Raw genomic sequence first — 17,996 nt, 5'->3', positions numbered from 1 at the left:
CCGCTCTCAGCCTCGGGCGGCGAGCAGCGTCGCGACGACCCGGTCCTGGTCGGCGTCCGTCAGCGACGATCCGCTCGGCAGGCAGAGCCCCTGCTCGAACAGCCGCGCCGAGACGTCTCCGCCGAACACCCGGTGGCCCGCGAAGATCGGCTGCAGGTGCATCGGCTTCCAGAGAGGCCGCGCCTCGATGTCCTGCGCCTCGAGCGCCAGCCTGACGGCCTCGCGATCGATCCCGAAGGCCGCAGGATCGACGACGACGCAGGTGAGCCAGGCGTTGGTCGTCCCGTAGGGGGCCTCCGGCATGAACGTGAGCCCGGTCGCGCCGTCGAGCAGCTCGCGATAGCGGTCGCGGATCCGCCGCCGGCTGGCCACTCGCTCCGGGAGCGACTCCAGCTGCGCGCGCCCGACCGCGGCGAGGATGTTGCTCATCCGGTAGTTGAAGCCGACCTCGGTGTGCTCGTAGTGGGCGACGGGCTCCCGCGCCTGCGTCGAGAGCTTCCTCGCGTGCTCGACGAGGTCCCGGCTCGGAGAGACGAGCATCCCGCCTCCGCTCGTCGTGATGATCTTGTTGCCGTTGAAGGAGAAGGCGGCGAGCGCGCCCTGCCCGCCCGACGGCGCGCCCCGATACGTCGCCCCGAGCGACTCGGCGGCGTCCTGGACGAGCACCACGTCGTGCCGGGCGCAGACCTCCGCGAGCACCTCGTAGTCGCAGCACTGGCCGTAGAGGTCCACGGCCACGACCGCACGGACGCGCGCGCCTGCGTCGCGGCGCTCCGTGATCGCGCGGTCGAGCAGCTGCGAGTCGAGTGTCCACGTCGATTCGTCCGCGTCGACGAAGAAGGGTGTCGCCCCCGTGTAGGTGATCGCGTTCGCGCTCGCCGCGAACGTGAAACCGGAGCAGGCGACCTCGTCGCCGGGGCCGATCCCGAGCACGACGAGCGCGAGATGGAGCGCTGCCGTCCCGCTGGACAGCGCCACGGCGTGCTCGACGCCTACGACGGCCGAGAGCTCCGCCTCGAACGCGTCGACCTGGGGCCCGAGCGGCGCGATCCAGTTGGACGCGATCGCCTCCCCGACCAGCTCTGTCTCACGGCCGGTGACGTGGGGAGGGGAGAGGTAGATGCGCGCCACGGCCCGGCGAGCCTACCCGTGCGACCACGCGCGATCGCGAGCGTTACCGACGCGGCCCTGTGGGCGAGTGGGCACAGAATCGGCACAGGTTCACCCTTGACAGAGAACGGTGTCTGACACCGATTCCTGTCAAGTGGCCACTCGGGCCATGGCCCTCGCGTCCGCCGAGTCGTGGCACGCAGGCGCGCGGGAGGGCGATACTACGGCCCATGGCGGGCCACGGGATGGTGTTCCTGGGATTCGGCAAGTACGTGCGCGCCGACCGGATCTATGCCCTCGAGCCGATCACGGGAGACGACCGCGGCAGCGGCCGGCGCACGCTCGTGTGGGTCGAGGGGATCCCCGAGCCGGTCGTCGCCTCGCGCACGCAGGAGACGATCCTCGAGGAGATCGAGAGCGTCGCCGAGCCGGCCTCGCGGCGACGCCGCGCCGCACGCGGTACCGTCGCGCGCCATCCGCAGCTGTTCGAGTCCTCGGAGTGACCTTCGCCGAGCTCGTCGCAGGGAGCGTGCACGACGCTGCGCCTGCGCTGATCGGGTGGACAATCCTCCTCGACGCCGTCGGCGGGCGGATCGTGGAGGTCGAGGCGTACGACGCCGACGACCCGGCGAGCCACTCGTTCCGCGGCCCGACGTCCCGGAACGCCGTGATGTTCGGCGAGCCCGGGCGGCTGTACGTGTACCGCTCCTACGGGATCCACTGGTGCGCGAACGTCGTCTGCGGGCCGGCCGGCCACGGCTCCGCCGTCCTCCTCCGGGCACTCGAGCCGACCCACGGGCTCGACCGGATGCGCGCCCGCCGGGGCACCGACGACGACCGGCTGCTCTGCTCGGGCCCGGGGCGGCTGACGCAGGCGCTCGGGCTCACGGGCGCGCACGACGGGGCCGACCTCGCCGTCCCGCCGTTCGAGCTCGTCGCGCCCGACCGTGTGCTCCCGGTCGAGCGGACGACCCGGATCGGCATCACCCGCGCCGCCGACCACGACTGGCGCTACGTCGAGAGAGGGACTAGCTGGTCGAGCCGCGGCCGACGAGCAGCGTGAGCGGCAGCCCCGGCTCGACCGCGACACCGGCCTCGAGGCTCTGCTTGACCACCGTCCCTGCCGGACCGTCCCCGTACTGGACCTTCAGCTTGAGCCGCAGCTTGCGGCTCCGCTCCCGCGCGTCGGGCAGGCTCGAGCCGATCAGGTTCGGTACGAGGCCGTCCTGCGCGGCGGAGACCCAGAGGCGCACCGTCCCGTTCGCGGAGAGGAAGCCGCCTCGCGGCGTCTGCTTCATCACCTCGCCCGGGCGCGTGCGGGGCTTGGCGGGGACGTAGACGACGTCGGCTGCGAGCGGCACCGACCGCAGGGCAACCCGGGCCGACTCGACGGAGCGGCCGACCACGACGGGGACCGAGACCTCGTTCGCATAGCACGTCGCGGTCGACTCGGGCAGGCGCCCCGCGAAGTACCTGATCACGCGGGTGGCGGGGCAGAAGCCGTTGTCGAGCCGCCACTTGCCGCCGCGGAACACGACCCGGGCGTCGTACGAGGGCAGGTACGGCGGGGGCCTGAACGACGTCGGCGACCTCGTGTCGAGCGCCCGTGTCATGAACGCCTTCCAGATCAGCGCCGGCAGCGTGCCGCCCGCGACGGGCTCGCCGTTGAACTCCGTCTCCATCGGCCGGAGCTCGTTCGGGTACCCGACCCACACGGCGACCGCGAGCTCGGGCGTGTATCCCACGAACCAGGCGTCGGCGTAGTTGTCGTTCGTGCCCGTCTTCCCCGCCGCGGTGCGGTCGGCGAGCTGCGCCCGCTGGCCCGTGCCCTGCTCGACGACCCGTTCGAGGATCGTCGTCATCGTCGCCGCCTCGGCGGGCGCGAGGACCTGTCGGGCAACGGGCTCGTTGTCGACGACCTTGCCGCTCTTCCGGAAGCGAACGCTGCGCACCACCCGGGGACGGTCCTTCGTGATCGAGCCGTCCACGCGCTTTCCCTCGTTCGCGATGGTCGCGTACGCGCGCGCCATGTCGAGCGGGTTGACCGCGACGAAGCCGAGGCCGATCGAGAAGTAGGCCGGGAGGTTGGAGCGGATCCCGAGGCGATGCGCGGTCTCGACGATCGCCTTCGGCCCGACGATGTTCGTCAGCTGCGCGTACACGGAGTTGTCGGACGAGACCATCGCCCGTGCGAGGTCGACCTGGCCGAGGTAGCTGCCCTCGTAGTTCTTCACGGGCCAGATCCGGTCGCCCGCCACGATCTCGATCGGCTTCGAGGTGATGCGCGTCCCCGGAGCGATGCCCTTGCGGAACGCGGCTGCGAGCACGATCGGCTTGAAGGACGACCCCGGCTGGCGCTCCGCCTGCGTCGCCAGGTTGAACTGGCTGCGCCGGAAGTTCGTTCCTCCGAACATCGCCTTGACGGCGCCCGTCCGGGGATCGATCGCGACCAGCGCCGCCGCCGGCCCGTCCGGTGTCCGGAGCACCTTCTCGATCGCCTCCCGCGCCTTCTCCTGGAGGTCGAGGTCGATCGTCGTCGTCACCTCGAGCCCGCCGCCGAACACACGCTCCGCGCGGTACTGCGCGACGAGCTGGTCGGTGACGTAGTTGACGAAGTACGGCGCCGGCCCCCGCGTCCCGGGCAACCCGACGTCCTCTGGCTTGGGCAGGGGCGTCGCATTGGCCTTGCGCTGCTCGGCGGCCGTGATCCGACCCTGCTCGTGGAGCTGATCGAGGACGTATGCGCGCCGCTGACGGGCGGCCGCGGGGTGTTGCACCGGGTCGTAGAGCGCGGGGCTGGAGGGGATTCCCGCGAGGAGCGCCGCCTCGGGGAGTGTCAGCTCCTCCGCGCTCTTGCCCCGGAAGTACGTCCGGGCTGCCTGGAGGATCCCGTAGGCGCCGTTCCCGAAGTAGATCGTGTTGAGGTAGGCGGTCAGGATCCGGTCCTTCGACCAGCGCTGGGTGAGCTGCCAGGCGAGCGCTGCCTCGCGCACCTTGCGCGCGATCGTCTGGTCGTTGCGGCTGTACGCGTTCTTGACGTACTGCTGTGTGATCGTCGAGCCACCCTCGACGACCGCCTTGCTCCGGATGTCCTCCCAGGCCGCGCGGAGGATGCCGCGGACGTCGACGCCGTTGTGCTCGTAGAAGCGCTTGTCCTCGACCGCCACGATCGCCTGCTTCATGATCGGCGCGATCTCCTCGGAGGGGACGAGCACCCGGCTCTCCTCCCCGCGCAGGATCGCCAGCACGCGGCGCTGCCCCGACTTGTTGGGCGCCGAGTAGATCACGGTGTCGACGTCACCCCGCGGGTTGGAGGGGTCGAGGGCTCCGAGCTCGCTGCGGATCGCGGTCACGAGCCCGTAGCTGAACGCCACGCCGGCGAGCGCGAGCAGGACGAGCAGCAGCGCCAGGAGTCGCAGCTTCCGGATCCGGCCGCGCCTCGGCGCCGCCTCATCCGTACGTCGTCGAAGCCGCACTGCGCGGCGAAGTGTAGCCCTGACCAGGGCGAATCGGCCGCGCTATGCGGTTGCGAGCACGGCCAGCAGCTCGGGGCCGTAGCGCTCGAGCTTCGCGGGCCCGAGCCCCCGCACCCCGGCCAGCTCTGCGGACGAGGCAGGTCGTCGGGCCGCGAGCTCGTGGAGCGTGGTGTCGTGGAGCACGACGAACGCCGGGACGCCGTCCTCCTGTGCCCGTCGCGACCGCCAGGCGCGAAGCTCCGCCACAAGTGGCTCGCTCCCCTGCGAGACGAGGGGGCGGCCGAGTGACGGGAGATCGGCGGACGGCCTCGTGTGGAGGACGCGGAACCCCTCGCTCTCGACCTCGACCAGCGCGCCGGCGGCCTCGAGCGCGCGCACCCAGCGGGTCACCTCGGCCTCCGACGCGGCCGCCAGCGCACCGTACGCCGTGGAGCGCCGGGCGGAGGGCGGCGCCTTCACGGAGCCCCGCAGCATCGCGACGAGGCTGCGCCGTCCCAGCGGCCAGGTGAGGGCATCGACGGCGTCGACGATCGTCCGGGCCGGATCCTCCGGCAGCGGCCTGGACGCGGCGGCGACCGGTGCCGTACGGCTCTCGTCTCGGGGCGCGCAGACGTCGCACGCCCCGCAAGGCCCGTCCAGCGTCTCGCCGAAGTGCTCTGCGACCTGGAGATGGCGGCAGCGCTCGACCTCCGCGAAGGCGACGATGCGCTCCACGCGCGCGGCGGACTCGCGGGCATAACGGTCCAGGAGCATGTCGACGGCGCCGCCGGCGCCGGCCGCGACGGGAAGGAGCTCGACCCGCAGCGCACGTCCCGCGTCGTAGCCGCGGCGGACGATGCCTGCTTGCTCGAGCATCCCGACGAGAACGCGCGGATCATGGCCGTCCCCCGCCGTCCGGTCGAGCGCCTCCGGCTCGACCGTGCCGCCTGCGTCACGCAGTGCGCGGTAGACGCGTCGCAGGAGCTCCGGGGTCGGGACGTCGCCGAGCGCGAAGCGCCGCAGCGCCGCAGCGTCGGCGTCCCCCGCCAGGAGCACGGTGTCGCTGGGCCGGCCGTCCCGCCCTGCTCGGCCGACCATCTGGACGTAGCTCTCCAGGGAGTCGGGGTGGTTGGCGAGCGCGACGAGGCGGACGTTCGCCTTGTCGATTCCCATGCCGAACGCCGTGGTCGCCACGACGACGGGCGTGCGCCCGTCGACGAAGGCCTCCTGGACGCGCGTCCGCTCGCGCGCCTCCAGGCCGGCGTGGTAGTGCTCGGCACGGATCCCGTGCCCGCGCAGCGTCCGGGCGATCTCCTCGCAGGAGCGCCGGGAGCGTGCGTAGACGATCGCGACTCCGTCCGTCAGCCCCCGTAGGCGGTGGAGGAGCGCGCGCAGCCGCTCCTCGGCGTTCTCCGCCCGCTCCACGTCGTAACGCAGGTTCGACCGGTGGACGCTCGTCCGCACGAGCTCGAGCCGACGACCGAGGGCGTCGGCGATCGCAGAGGCGTTCGCAGGCGTCGCGGTGGCCGTCATGCCGAGCACGGCCGGCCCGGCGAGCTCGTCGAGCGCACGTCGGATGAAGAGGTAGTCGGGGCGGAAGTCGTGGCCCCACATGCTGACGCAGTGCACCTCGTCGATCACCACGAGACCGACGCCGATCGACCTGAGGGTGCGGACGAAGGACTCCTGGCGCAGCCGCTCCGGCGCCGCGTAGAGGATCCGCGTCGCACCCGAGCGGACCGACTCGAGCCGCTCCCCCGCCTCGGCCGGGCCGAGCGACGAGTTGACGAAGGTCGCCGTCGCGCCGATCCGGGGAGGGAGCTTGTCGACCTGGTCTTTCATCAGCGCGATGAGCGGCGAGAGGACGAGCGTCGGAGAGGGCCGGAGCATCGCCGCGAGCTGGTAGGTGAGCGACTTGCCGGCGCCCGTGGGCATCACGGCGAGGGTGTCGACGCCGGCGAGCGCCGCCCGTACCACGGCCTCCTGGCCCGGGCGGAAGTCGTCGAAGCCGAAGAGCTCCCGGAGAGCCGGACGCAGGTCGCTCACCCGAACGAGTGTACGGGTCGGGTCGGAGAGCCTCTGTGACCTCTTCGTGCCGAATGCGGCTACGAGAGCGTGATGGGCTCGGAAGCGATCACCGGCTCACCCGAGGGCGATTCAGCCCCGTCGCCGTCCTCGACCGTGACGGCCACGACCGAGCCTTCGGCGACGCGGCCGTCCACCGGGATCGCAAGCGTGCCGTCGTCCGGCGCGAAGAGGCCGCCCGAGACCGGCTTGCCGTCGTCGATGACCCACATCTGGTACGTCTTGCCGGCCGGCACCGGCGGGGGGCTCGACAGGACGAGCACTGCCCGTCCGTCCTCGCCGACGACCAGCCGGCCCGTGTTGCCCGTGAGCGACGACTCCGACACGGGCTGGGCGAGCACGGCCGCCGCGGTCCGCTCCCGCTCGAGCGCGTCGCGCGCGTCGTCGAGGTCGGACGAGACGGAGGCGCCCCAGAGCCCGGCCGCGAGCGCCGCGCATGCCGCGAGCGCAGCCGCGGCGCCGAGCACGGGGACGAGGCGGGAGCGCCGCCGCTCCTCCAGCGAGACGACGTTCTGGGGCTCGGCGCGCGCGCCCTCGAGGATCCGCTGCCGCAGCTCGGGCCGGGGCGTGGGACCGGCCGCTGCGGTCGCGAGCGCCGAGGCGACCTCGGTGAGCGACCGGAGCTCCTCGCGCGCCTCCTCGGAGGTCGCGAGCAGCTCCTTCGCGCGCGCCTGGTCGGACTCGTCGAGCGCGTCGAGCGCGTATCCGGCGATCAGCTCGTGAGCCTCGGCGTCCATGATCCCTCTGATTCGGCGTCGTCCAGCACTTCGCGCAGCCGCGCGAGGCCGGCGAACATCCTGCTCTTGATGGTACCCAGTGGTAACCCGAGCCTCTCGGCCAGCTCGGACTGCGAATAGCCGCCGTAGTAGGCAAGCTCGATGGCCTCGCGCTGAGCGTCGGGAAGCGTCCTGAGCGCTGCCTGCACGCGGTCGCGCTCGAAGCCGAGCCACGCGGCGTCCTCCGCCGACCCGGAGGGATCCGGCGTTTCCGGACGGGCCTCCGCCTGGAGCGGCTCGGCTCGCCGCCGCTCTTCCTTTCGCACGATGTCGACGGCTCTGCGGTGCACCAGTGTCACGATCCATGTGCTCGCCTTGGCCCGCTCGGCGCGGAACGTCGCGGCCGAGCGCCACACGGCCAGGAATCCCTCCTGCACCGCGTCCTCGGCAAGCCGCTCGTCGCGCAGGATGCGATACGCGATCCCGTACGCGACCCGGCCCACGCGGTCGTACAGCTCGCCGAGCGCGCTGTCGTCGCCGCGCGCCACGAGCGCCACGAGCGCCTCGTCGGACATGTGCGTGTGCCGGGGCAACGCCCGTTCATCTTGGCGCATCCGGGCAGGCCTGGAGAGCGTGTCGGCGAGCACGCCCCTGATTCGCCTGCCCCCGCCGGCCGGTTCGGTGCACTCGGCGCGCGGTCCGAACCGGGGTGGTGGGGGCCGCGAACAACGTCGCGATGACCGATGACCCCCACAGAAGGAGCACGACGATGCGAAAGGCCATCGCGATCGTGGCACTCGCTGCCGCGGTCGGCACAGCCGCTCTCGGAGCGGCCATCACACTCGGTCCCGGGGACGGAACCGCGTCCAGCCACCGCGAGGCGCCGGTGATCGCCGACGATCCCGCAGCGGACCTGACGGACGTCTACGCGTTCCGGAGCCCCGACAAGCCGGGCACGGTGACCATCCTGGCGAACGTGATCCCGGGCGAGGATCCGGGCGCGGGGCCGCTGTACTACACGTTCTCACCGAGCGCGCGGTACAACCTCAAGATCGACACGACCGGCGACGTGCAGCCGGACGTCATCTACCGGTTCCAGTTCCAGCGCAGGACCGGCCAGTTCTTCCTCGGCGACACCGCCCAGCCGTTCACGGTGACGCGGATCGCGAAGGGGAAGTCGACGGTCGTCGCCCGCGGGACGACGGCGCCGAACAACATCGGCAAGCGCTCGACGCCGAACTACCGCGGCCTCGTCACGAAGTCGATCGCATCCTTCGACGGCGGCGCCTCGAAGGCGTTCGCCGGGCAGAGGGACGATCCGTTCTTCGGCGACATCGGCGCCATCTTCGACCTCGTCGCCATCCGTAAGGGCACGGGGAACATGGGCGGCGGTAAGGACTTCTTCGCCGGCTACGGCGTCCACACGTTCGCCGTCCAGGTGCCGATCGCGGCGCTCGGTGCGAAGAACGGCACGATCGGCGTCTGGGCCTCCGTCGACCGGCGGAAGGTCACGACCCGCGGGGCTGCGACCCGCGACACCGGTGCCTGGGTGCAGGTGAACCGCCTCGGCAACCCGCTCGTCAACGAGGTGGTCATCCCGACCGGCCTCAAGGACCGGTGGAACGCCCTGCAGCCGTGGAACGAGAAGGAGTTCGAGCGCTACTACCGGACGCCGATCCTCGCTGCGGTGATCAACAAGCTCTACAAGCTCGGAGCCCCCGAGACGGGACGCGACGATCTCGTCGCCGTCCTGCTCACAGGCGTCCCGAAGCTGAACTTCACGGGGCCGAAGCTCGCCGACGTGCTCCGGCTCAACCTCGGGATCCCCGTGACGGCAAAGCCCAGCCGGCTGGGCGTGCTCGGGGGTGACAACCAGGGCTGGCCGAACGGTCGCCGCCTGGGGGACGACGTGATCGACATCGCCGAGCAGGCGGTGGGCGGCTTCCTCAAGGACCGGAAGCTGCCGCTCGGCGACGGCGTCGACGGAGACGACGTCGCGCTGCTCGGCGCGTTCCCGTACGCGGCCGACCCGAAGTCCGGCTTCGACAACACGAAGGGCCTGCTGCAGAGGTAGCAGCCCTCGCCGCGAGGCCGGTCCGATCCGGACCGGCCTCGTCGGCGAACCAGGCCCGAGGATTCTCGTGCGTGCCCCAAAGCTCATCCTTGCCGCCGCCGTCCTGTCGAGCCTCGCGATCGGCTCGCTCTTCGGCGGGCTCCTGTGGGACGGCGAGGGCGTGGTTCGCGAGCCGGCCGGCGCGAGCCCGGCCCTCGCCGCGGATCGCGTCCTCGCCGGGATCTCGGCAGCGGGAGGCACCGACGTCCGCGAGCTCGAACGCGCGGTGCGTGAGGGCCCGGCCGACGTCGAGTCGCTCGTGTTGCTGGGCTACGCGTACCAGCAGCGCTGGCGCGAGACGGCGGACGCCTCGACGTTGCCTCGCTCCGAGACGGCGCTGCGCCGGGCGCTCCGGCTCGAGCCGCGCGACGCGCTCGCGGTGACGGGACTCGGGTCGCTCGCCCTCATCCGCCACGACTTCCGCGCAGCTCTCGAGCTCGGACGCCGCGCCCAGCGGCTCGCGCCCTCGAGCGCGCGTCCCTTCGGGGTCGTCGGCGACGCGCTCCTCGAGCTCGGCCGCTACGAGGAGGCCTTCCGTGCGTTCGAGCGGATGGTGGCGCTGCGGCCGAGCGTGGCGTCGTACGCCCGGATCGCCTATGCACGCGAGCTGCTCGGAGACCTGAGCGGCGCGCGCGCAGTGATGCAGCTCGCGGCGGACGCCGCCTACGGGCAACGCGAGCCTGCGGCGTGGGCGAACGTGGAGCTCGCGAAGCTCGACCTGCGAACCGGGAACCTCTCGCGTGCGGAACGACACCTCCGGGTTGCGCAAGCGCTCCTACCGGGCTACGTCTACGCGGCGGAGCAGCTCGCGCGTGTCGAGGCGGCGCGCGGGAGGCTTCCGGGTGCGATCCGCCTCGCGCGTCGCGCCGCGGAGGCCGTCCCGCTACCCCAGTTCGTCGCGCTCCTTGCCGATCTCCACGAGCAGGCGGGAGATCGCCCGGCCGCGCGGCGGCAGGTCGCGACCGTCCGGGCGATCGACCGGCTGCTCGCCGCGAACGGCGTGCGCACCGACGTCGAGTCGGCGGTGTTCGACGCCGACCGGCGGATCGGCACGGCAACCCTCGTCGCGCGTGCACGCGCCGCGCGGGCTGCGCGGCCGTCGATCCTGGGCGACGACGCGCTGGCCTGGGCGCTGGCCCGAACCGGCCGGTGCGACGAGGCGCGTCGGTGGTCCGAGCGCTCGCTCAGGCTCGGCACGCGCGACGGTCTCCTCTTCTTCCACCGTGCGGAGATCGAACGCTGCGCGGGCGATCGGGCCGCGGCGCGCCTGTGGGCCCGGAAGGCGCTCGCCCTCGACCCCGCCTTCTCGGTCCGCTGGGCGCCTGTCGCGCGGCGGCTCGCGGCCTGATCCACGAGGGGAGCCGCAACTCCGGGACCTCGGCGTGAACCGCCACCCCCGTCGGATGCGAACCACCGCCGACCGCCACGACAAGGAGGACACATGACCCGTAGGAACATGACGGCCAGGAGAGGAGGGCTCGCGCTCGTACTCGCGCTCGTCACGGCCGCCGCGATCGCAGCCCTGTTCGCCGGCCGCGCCGCGCCCGACGGTGCCAACGCCGCCAGCCACCGCGAAGCGCCGCTGATCTCGCTCGATCCCGCAGCGGACATCAGCGACTTCTTCGCGTTCCGAAGCTACGAGCCCGGCAAGAGCGACCGGGTCGTGCTGCTGATGAACGTCAACCCCGGCGAGGAGCCGAGCTCGGGACCGAACTACTACGGCTTCGACCCGAGCGTCACGTACTCGATCGGGATCGACAACGATCGCGACGGCAAGGCGGAGGACGTCCGCTTCGACGTCCGCTTCCAGAACGAGATCCGTGGGCTCACGAAGGACCTCGGGCTCCCGCTGCGTTACATCGGCGGCGGCCCGCTGCCCGTCGTGGACGACGTGGACGACCCCGGCAACGGGCTCCGGCAGACGTACGAGGTCTCGATGAACGGCAGGAAGCTCCACAACGGCTCGCTGCCCGTGCTGCCGGACAACGTCGGGCCGCGGACGACGCCCAACTACGAGGCGAACTTCCTCTCCGAGGGCGTGAAGCAGCTCGACGGCGGGATCCGGGTCTTCGCAGGGCCTCGTGACGACCCGTTCTACATCGACCTCGGAGCAGCGTTCGACACGCTCAACCTGAACCCGTTCGTCCGGGGCTCGGGGATCGACATGCTCGCGGGGCACAACGTGCACACGATCGCCATCGAGGTGCCGATGGCGATGATCTCGAACGGCTCGAGCGTGATCGGGGCGTACGGGTTCACGACTCGGCCGAGGGTCACGATCCGGACGGAACGAGGCATCGACCTGTCCTCGGGCGGCCTCGCCCGCGTCCAGGTGCAGCGGCTCGCGAATCCGCTCGTGAACGAGCTGGTCATCGGCACGGTCGACAAGGACCGCTGGAACGGGACGAAGCCCGACGACGAGTCGCGGTTCCTGAGCTACTACCTCAAGCCGCGGTTCGCGCTCGCCGAGCAGCTCGTGTTCGGCGTCCCGACCGGCTGTCTGATCCCGGTCGACGGCTGCACGCCCAACCCACCGGCCAACACCGGTCTCGACCTGGCCGGGTTCAACCGCACCGACCTGCAGGCGCTGCTCCTGCAGTACAACCCGATCGTCTACGGGGAGGGACGGGCCGGGGAGAACTCCGACCTGCTCCGGCTCAACCTGACGACGCCGCCGACCCCGCTCGCTCAGCAGTCGAGCATCCCCGGCGCGCTCGGCGGCGACCCCGCCGCGTGGCCGAACGGCCGGCGTCCCAAGGACGACGTGACGGACATCGCCGCGAAGGCGGTCGGCGGCCCGAACTACGTGCCGCTGGCGACCATCGACGGCGTGGAGTCGAACGACAAGGCATATCCGACGGCGTTCCCGTTCCTCGCCTCGCCGCACGACGGCGTGACGCGAGTCCACGCGAACCGCTAGACGCCTCACGGTGGACGGGGCCGGCATGGCGTCGGCTCCGTCCACCGAACCGCCCTGCCCTCGCGTGCGAACAGGTCGTGTCGGACGCGATGAAAGGAGCTCGTCGATGCTTCGCCGGACCGCCGTAGCGCTCGTCGCCGCAATCGGGCTCGCCCTGACGCTGTCGGGCACCGCGAGCGCGCATCCGCTCGGCAACTTCACCACCAACCACCACGCCGAGGTCGTGCTCTCCGGCGATCGCGCGTTCGTGCACTACGTCCTCGATCTCGCCGAGATCCGTACGTTTCAGGAGCGCGACCGCGTCGTCGCGCTGGGTCGCGGACGGTACGCGGCCGAGCTGAGCTCGACGATCGCCGACGGGCTGGCGGTCCGCGTCGACGGCGTGCGGCGCGCCCTCGCTCCCCTCCGCCACAGGCTCACCTTCCCCGCAGGTGCCGCAGGTCTCCGGACGACGCGCTTCGAGGTCGTCCTCGACGGTGGTGTGCTGACGACCGGCGAGGAGCACACCGTCACGATCCGTGACGAGGTCTTCGCCGGCCGGCTGGGCTGGCGCGAGATCGTCGTTCGCGCCGAACGAGGAGCCCGGCTCGCCTCGTCGACTGCGCCCGTTCGCAGCGTGAGCGATCGGCTGCGGACCTATCCGGACGACTTCCTCTCGAGCCCGCTCGACGTCCGAGCGGCGAGCGCGCGCTATACGCCGGGCGACGACGGAGTGGCACCGGCCCTGGGCCGGTCGGTCGCCTTCCCACGCGCCTCGGAGGCGGCTGTCGATGACGGCTTCGCCGCCCTTGTCGAGGATCGGGACCTCACGCTCGGCGCGGTGCTCGTCTCGCTCCTCGTCGCCGCCTTCTGGGGCGCGGCGCACGCGCTCACCCCCGGCCACGGCAAGGCGCTCGTGGCGGGCTACCTGGTCGGGACAAGGGGACGCCCGCGGCATGCGTTCGTGCTCGGCGCCACGGTGACGGTCACGCACACGGCAGGGGTGTTCGCGCTCGGGCTCGTCACCCTGCTGCTCTCGCAGTTCCTCGTGCCGGAGCAGCTCTATCCCTGGTTGACCCTGGTCTCCGGCCTGCTCGTCGTCGGCGTGGGGGCGGGCGTGCTGCGAAGCCGCCTGCGCGATCGGCACCACGGCCATGCCCACGATGGGGGCGGCGACCACCACGCCCACGAGCACGGCCACCACCACGACCACCGCGTGCACGTGCACGGCGACCACCACCACGACGACGACGGGCTCACGTCGCGCGGGCTCCTCGGGGTGGGGATCGCGGCCGGGCTGCTTCCCTGCCCGTCGGCGCTCGTCGTCCTGCTGGGCGCGATCGCCCTCCACCGGGTCGCATTCGGGCTGGCGCTGATCGTCGCGTTCAGCGTCGGGCTTGCCGCCACGATCACGGCGATCGGGCTCGCTGCGGTGCTCGCGCGGCGCGCCTTCTCGAGAGCGCACTTCGACGGCCCGGTGATCCGCGCGCTCCCCGCGGTCAGCGCGGTCGTGATCCTGGCCGTCGGCGTGGTGATCACCGTCCGGGCAATCCCCGGCATCACCTGAGCCCCGACCGAACCGCGCGGGCGCTCCCGGCGAACCACACGCGTCACCGACCGACACGGAGAGGAGCAACGAGGATGTTCGGCATGGACGAGTGGATCGCAGGACTGTCGGAGGGAGCGTCGATCGGAGTCGTCATCCTCGTCGCCGTGCTGCTCGGCGTCCGGCACGCCACGGACCCGGACCACATCGCGGCGGTCTCGACGCTCGTCGCGGCGGGCCGTGAGCGCGCAACCGGTGCGGCTGCACGCCTCGGGCTGTGGTGGGGCCTGGGGCACGCCGTCACGCTCGTCGTCTTCGGCATCCCGATCCTCGTCGCCGAGCGGTACCTGCCCGAGAACGTCCAGCGCGGCGCGGAGTCCGCGGTGGCGGCCCTGATCGTGTTCCTCGGCGTGCGTCTGCTCGTGCGCTGGCGTCACGGCGCCTTCGAGCGCCTCGGCGCCGAGAGCGACGACCACGCGCACCCGGTACGCACCTCCCACGGCGCCTTCGGGATCGGGCTCGTGCACGGGATGGGCGGGAGCGCCGGTGTCGGCGTGCTCCTCCTCGCTGCGATCCCGAGCCGCGACGTCGCGATCGCAGCGCTGCTCGTGCTCGCTCTCTTCACCGCCGTCTCGATGACGCTCGTCACCACCGGCTTCGGCGCCGTGCTCGGTGCCAACGGGACGCGGGGCGCCGTCGCGGCTGTCGCTCCCGGTCTCGGCGTTGCCAGCCTGGCCTTCGGCCTCTGGTACGCGGCGGCGGCCTGGAGCCTCGCGCCCTACCCGTTCTGACGGAGTCTTTGCCTGCCGAGCCTCGAGGCGGAATACTCGCGGCATGGCGGTCGAGGCCGGGGGGCGCGATCTGCACGTGCTCGCGGCGGCGATCGGGCTCTCCGCGCTCGGTGACGGGATCGCGCTGGTCGCCCTCGGGCTCCAGGCGAAGAACATGTCCGGGGAGGGGATGGGCAGCGGCGTCGCAATCGCAGCGATGTTCATCTGCCTGTGGGCGCCGGTCGTCCTGCTGTCGGGGCATGTCGGCCTGCTCGTCGACCGCGTCGAGACGCGCTCCCTGCTCGTCGCCACCTCGCTCGCCCAGGCGGTCGTCGCGATCGGCCTCGCTGCGGCCGGGTCGTTGTGGCTGCTGCTCGGGCTCGCCGCGCTGCTCGGCTCCGGCATCGCCGTCGCCCAGGCCGCGGAGTTCGCACTCGTGCCGGTCGTCTCGGGGGAGCGCGAGCTGCAGCGCGCCAACGGGCTCGTCGAGACCGCCCGGTCGCTGGGCCTCGCGCTGGGTCCCTTGTCCGGGAGCCTGCTCGTCACGGCGGGCGGCACCGCCGCCGCGATGCTCGTCGACGCGGCGTCCTTCGTCGTCGTCGGCCTCGCGGGGCTCTCGCTCGCAGTGCGGCGGCGCTTCGACACCCACGTCGAGGGCGAGCGCCGGCGGGCACGGGACGGGCTCGTCTTCCTCCTCGGCGACCGGGTCGTCGGGCTGATGGTCGTCGTCGTCTTCGTCTCGCTGCTCTTCATGTCGGCATCGATCCCCGCCGACCTCGTCTACGTCGAGGACGTCCTCGATGTGGAGGACATCGGGATCGGCGTCGTCCTCAGCGCCTGGATGCTCGGGATGCTCGTCGGCGCGAACGTGGTGGCGCGGCGCGTCGCGATCCCGGCCCTCGCGGGCGCCGCGCTCGTGGGCGTCACCGTCCAGGGCCTGGGGAAGTTCGTCGCCCCCTTCTGGCTCGTCTTCGGGTTCATGCTGGTCACGTACTTCGTCGGGGGAATCGGGCACGGCCTGAAGAACGTCGCGTCGAGAACACTGATCCACGTGCGTATCCCGCCGGAGAGGCACGGCCGGGCGTTCGCGGCCTGGAACGGAGTGCGGAACGCTGCCGAGCTGGGCGCGCTCGCCGTCGGCGGCGTCGTGGTCGGGCTGCTCGGCCCTCGCCCGACCCTCTGGCTGGCCGGCGGGCTCGCCGCGCTCGCCGGGATCGCCGGGCTCGGAGTCCTCGCCGCCTGGCGCGGGAGGCTCGCGGAACCGGGCCCGGAGCCGGGCACGGGTACGATCGGCTCCCGGTGAGCACGAGCACGCCACTCTCCGTCCTTGCGCGCAACGCGGTGCACCTGCTCCCGGAGAACGGCCTCGCGGAGAAGCTCGAGCTCGATCGCCCGTTGCGGGTCAAACTGGGGATCGACGTCACCTCACCGGATATCCACATCGGTCGAGCGATCCCCCTGCAGAGGATGCGCGCCTTCCAGGACGCGGGCCACGTCGGTGTCCTCATCATCGGCGACTACACGACGCGGATCGGCGATCCGTCGGGACGCTCCAGCGAGCGTCCGCTGCTCGACCCCGAGGAGATCGACCTGAACGCGCAGACGTACATCGACCAGGCGATGATCATCCTCGACCGGGACCGCACCGAGGTGCGCTTCAACGGCGAGTGGCTGTCGGGCCTGGACTTCGCGGACGTCCTCCGCCTGACACGGACGACGACCGTGTCGCAGATCCTCGAGCGGGACGACTTCGCGAACCGGTACCGGGCGAACGAGCCGATCTCGGTCTCGGAGCTCCTCTACCCGCTGATGCAGGCGTACGACTCCGTCGCCGTCGAGGCAGACGTGGAGCTCGGCGGGACCGACCAGCTCTACAACCTGCTCGCCGGGCGGACGGTCATGGAGGCGTACGGGCTCGACCCACAGGTCGTTCTCACGACGCCGCTCCTGCTCTCGTGGGACGGCGCGAAGATGAGCTCGTCCGTGGGGAACAACGTCCCCCTGACCGCTCCTCCGGAGGAGCAGTTCGGGAGGACGATGCGCATACCCGACGACATGCTGGAGCAGTGGTGGACGCTCGTCGCCGAGCAGCCGGTTCCCGACGTCGAGCCGATGGAGGCCAAGCTCGAGCTCGCGCGCTTCGTGGTCAGGCGGTCGCACGGAGAGGAGGCCGCGCGCGCGGCGGAGGCGCACTTCACCAGGGTCGTCCGTGAGGGCGGCACCCCCGCGGACGTCGCTGAGCATCCGCTCCCCGAGGGCGACCCGGTGCATCTCCCGGCCGTGATCTCGGCCGCCTTCGGGCTCTCGACGAGCGAGGCGAGGCGCCTGATCGGGCAGGGAGGCGTGAAGCTCGACGGCCAGCCGGTCGCGGAGCTCGACCTGCCACGAGTGCGCCTCGACGGGCGGCTTCTGCAGGCCGGCAAGAGGCGCTTCGCGCGGCTCACAGCCTCGGTTTAGGCCGTCTTGACACCCCTTCGGGCTCTGCTACACTCCCTCGGCCGCCCGAGAGGGAGGCAATGGAAAGCCCTGCGACTCCAGGAGCGCCTTCGCTCGATTCGGATACGACCTTTTCGTAGCCCGTCGAAATTGAAGGCCTCTGGCGCGAGCGGAGGCCTTTTCGTTGCCCGTCCTCCCCGGCATCGGTCCTTGAAAACTCAACAGCGTGCGTGTGCGACGAGAAGCGATGTCGCGTCGATCCCGTCCGGTCCGCCGGCCGGGCCGACAAGACGTCGTCTATCCCGTCATTACTCGTCCTGCCATCCCGGCAGGACGGGAACTGACGCCTTTGAGCGGCGTCCCTCCGTGTTCCTGCCTTCGGGCCGGCGCGGGAAGGACGGCGTTAGAGCTCGAAGGGAGACAACAGTTCGCCTGGTTCACCAGGCAGCCTGTTTCTTCACGGAGAGTTTGATCCTGGCTCAGGACGAACGCTGGCGGCGCGCCTAACACATGCAAGTCGAGCGAGAACCGGGGCTTCGGCCCCGGGGACAGCGGCGAACGGGTGAGTAACACGTGGATAACCTGCCCTCGGCACCGGAATAGCCCGGGGAAACCCGGATTAATGCCGGATGGCCCCACATCCCTGCGGGGAACGTGGGAAAAGGTAGCTTCGGCCTCTGGCCGAGGATGGGTCCGCGGTGGATTAGCTTGTTGGTGCGGGTAATGGCCCACCAAGGCGACGATCCATAGCTGGTCTGAGAGGACGATCAGCCACACTGGGACTGAGACACGGCCCAGACTCCTACGGGAGGCAGCAGTGGGGAATCTTGCGCAATGGGCGAAAGCCTGACGCAGCGACGCCGCGT

At 71.6% G+C, this 17,996-nt stretch carries 14 protein-coding genes and 1 rRNA gene; 10 read left to right on the top strand and 5 right to left on the bottom strand.

The annotated features are described in order from the left end of the window. Positions 1-6 precede the first annotated feature (6 nt). Positions 7-1,131, bottom strand: coding sequence for a DegT/DnrJ/EryC1/StrS family aminotransferase (locus VFO26_RS02765; RefSeq protein WP_325113351.1), 1,125 nt, complete (start codon positions 1,129-1,131; stop codon positions 7-9). Between the two features lie 209 nt (positions 1,132-1,340). Between VFO26_RS02765 and VFO26_RS02760 the strand changes: the two genes are divergently transcribed. Together VFO26_RS02760 and VFO26_RS02755 are read left to right on the top strand one after the other, a co-directional pair. Beyond that, positions 1,341-1,613 (top strand): hypothetical protein, encoded by a 273-nt coding sequence (locus tag VFO26_RS02760; protein ID WP_325113350.1) that lies wholly within the window; start codon positions 1,341-1,343, stop codon positions 1,611-1,613. Further along, on the top strand, positions 1,610-2,173 hold the full coding sequence (locus VFO26_RS02755; RefSeq protein ID WP_325113349.1) for a DNA-3-methyladenine glycosylase: 564 nt from the start codon (positions 1,610-1,612) through the stop codon (positions 2,171-2,173). The genes VFO26_RS02760 and VFO26_RS02755 overlap by 4 nt, the downstream gene beginning before the upstream one ends. On the opposite strand, the gene VFO26_RS02750 is transcribed toward VFO26_RS02755, so the two are convergent. From VFO26_RS02750 to VFO26_RS02735, 4 genes are read right to left on the bottom strand one after another with little or no spacing between them, the layout of a single operon-like run. Continuing rightward, positions 2,139-4,586, bottom strand: coding sequence for a PBP1A family penicillin-binding protein (locus VFO26_RS02750; RefSeq protein ID WP_325113348.1), 2,448 nt, complete (start codon positions 4,584-4,586; stop codon positions 2,139-2,141). The two genes, VFO26_RS02755 and VFO26_RS02750, sit on opposite strands and share 35 nt — an antisense overlap. 42 nt (positions 4,587-4,628) lie before the next feature. Next, positions 4,629-6,611, bottom strand: coding sequence for an ATP-dependent DNA helicase RecQ (locus tag VFO26_RS02745; RefSeq protein WP_325113347.1), 1,983 nt, complete (start codon positions 6,609-6,611; stop codon positions 4,629-4,631). A gap of 59 nt (positions 6,612-6,670) precedes the next feature. Then, a complete protein-coding gene (locus VFO26_RS02740) occupies positions 6,671-7,387 on the bottom strand; it encodes an anti-sigma factor (protein WP_325113346.1) in 717 nt (238 codons plus the stop codon). Continuing rightward, complete coding sequence (locus VFO26_RS02735) at positions 7,363-7,959, bottom strand: sigma-70 family RNA polymerase sigma factor (RefSeq protein WP_325113345.1); 597 nt, start codon at positions 7,957-7,959, stop codon at positions 7,363-7,365. Before VFO26_RS02735 ends, VFO26_RS02740 begins: the two co-directional genes overlap by 25 nt. A 176-nt stretch (positions 7,960-8,135) precedes the next feature. On the opposite strand from VFO26_RS02735, the gene VFO26_RS02730 reads away from it, so the two are divergent. The 8 genes from VFO26_RS02730 to VFO26_RS02695 form a co-directional block, all read left to right on the top strand. Further along, positions 8,136-9,440 (top strand): DUF4331 domain-containing protein, encoded by a 1,305-nt coding sequence (locus VFO26_RS02730; protein ID WP_325113344.1) that lies wholly within the window; start codon positions 8,136-8,138, stop codon positions 9,438-9,440. Positions 9,441-9,507: 67 nt separating this feature from the next. After that, positions 9,508-10,827, top strand: a complete 1,320-nt coding sequence (locus tag VFO26_RS02725) for a tetratricopeptide repeat protein (protein ID WP_325113343.1) — start codon at positions 9,508-9,510, stop codon at positions 10,825-10,827. Positions 10,828-10,920: 93 nt separating this feature from the next. After that, complete coding sequence (locus tag VFO26_RS02720) at positions 10,921-12,399, top strand: DUF4331 domain-containing protein (RefSeq protein WP_325113342.1); 1,479 nt, start codon at positions 10,921-10,923, stop codon at positions 12,397-12,399. Positions 12,400-12,505: 106 nt separating this feature from the next. Next, complete coding sequence (locus VFO26_RS02715; protein WP_325113341.1) at positions 12,506-13,945, top strand: sulfite exporter TauE/SafE family protein; 1,440 nt, start codon at positions 12,506-12,508, stop codon at positions 13,943-13,945. Between the two features lie 83 nt (positions 13,946-14,028). After that, positions 14,029-14,715 carry a hypothetical protein gene (locus VFO26_RS02710; protein ID WP_325113340.1) on the top strand — a complete coding sequence of 229 codons (687 nt, stop codon included), beginning with the start codon at positions 14,029-14,031 and terminating at the stop codon, positions 14,713-14,715. A gap of 43 nt (positions 14,716-14,758) precedes the next feature. Continuing rightward, complete coding sequence (locus VFO26_RS02705; protein ID WP_325113339.1) at positions 14,759-15,997, top strand: MFS transporter; 1,239 nt, start codon at positions 14,759-14,761, stop codon at positions 15,995-15,997. Beyond that, positions 15,994-17,151: a tyrosine--tRNA ligase gene (tyrS, locus tag VFO26_RS02700; RefSeq protein ID WP_325113338.1), complete on the top strand. Its 1,158-nt coding sequence runs from the start codon at positions 15,994-15,996 to the stop codon at positions 17,149-17,151. Before VFO26_RS02705 ends, tyrS begins: the two co-directional genes overlap by 4 nt. A gap of 435 nt (positions 17,152-17,586) precedes the next feature. Further along, positions 17,587-17,996 (top strand): 16S ribosomal RNA (locus VFO26_RS02695); the annotation flags it as partial.

It is taken from the genome of Gaiella sp. (genome assembly GCF_035710885.1).
Classification (GTDB): Bacteria; Actinomycetota; Thermoleophilia; order Gaiellales; family Gaiellaceae; genus Gaiella.
The sequence above is the reverse complement of the archived record's forward strand: the minus strand, read 5'-3'. Positions and strand labels throughout refer to the sequence as shown.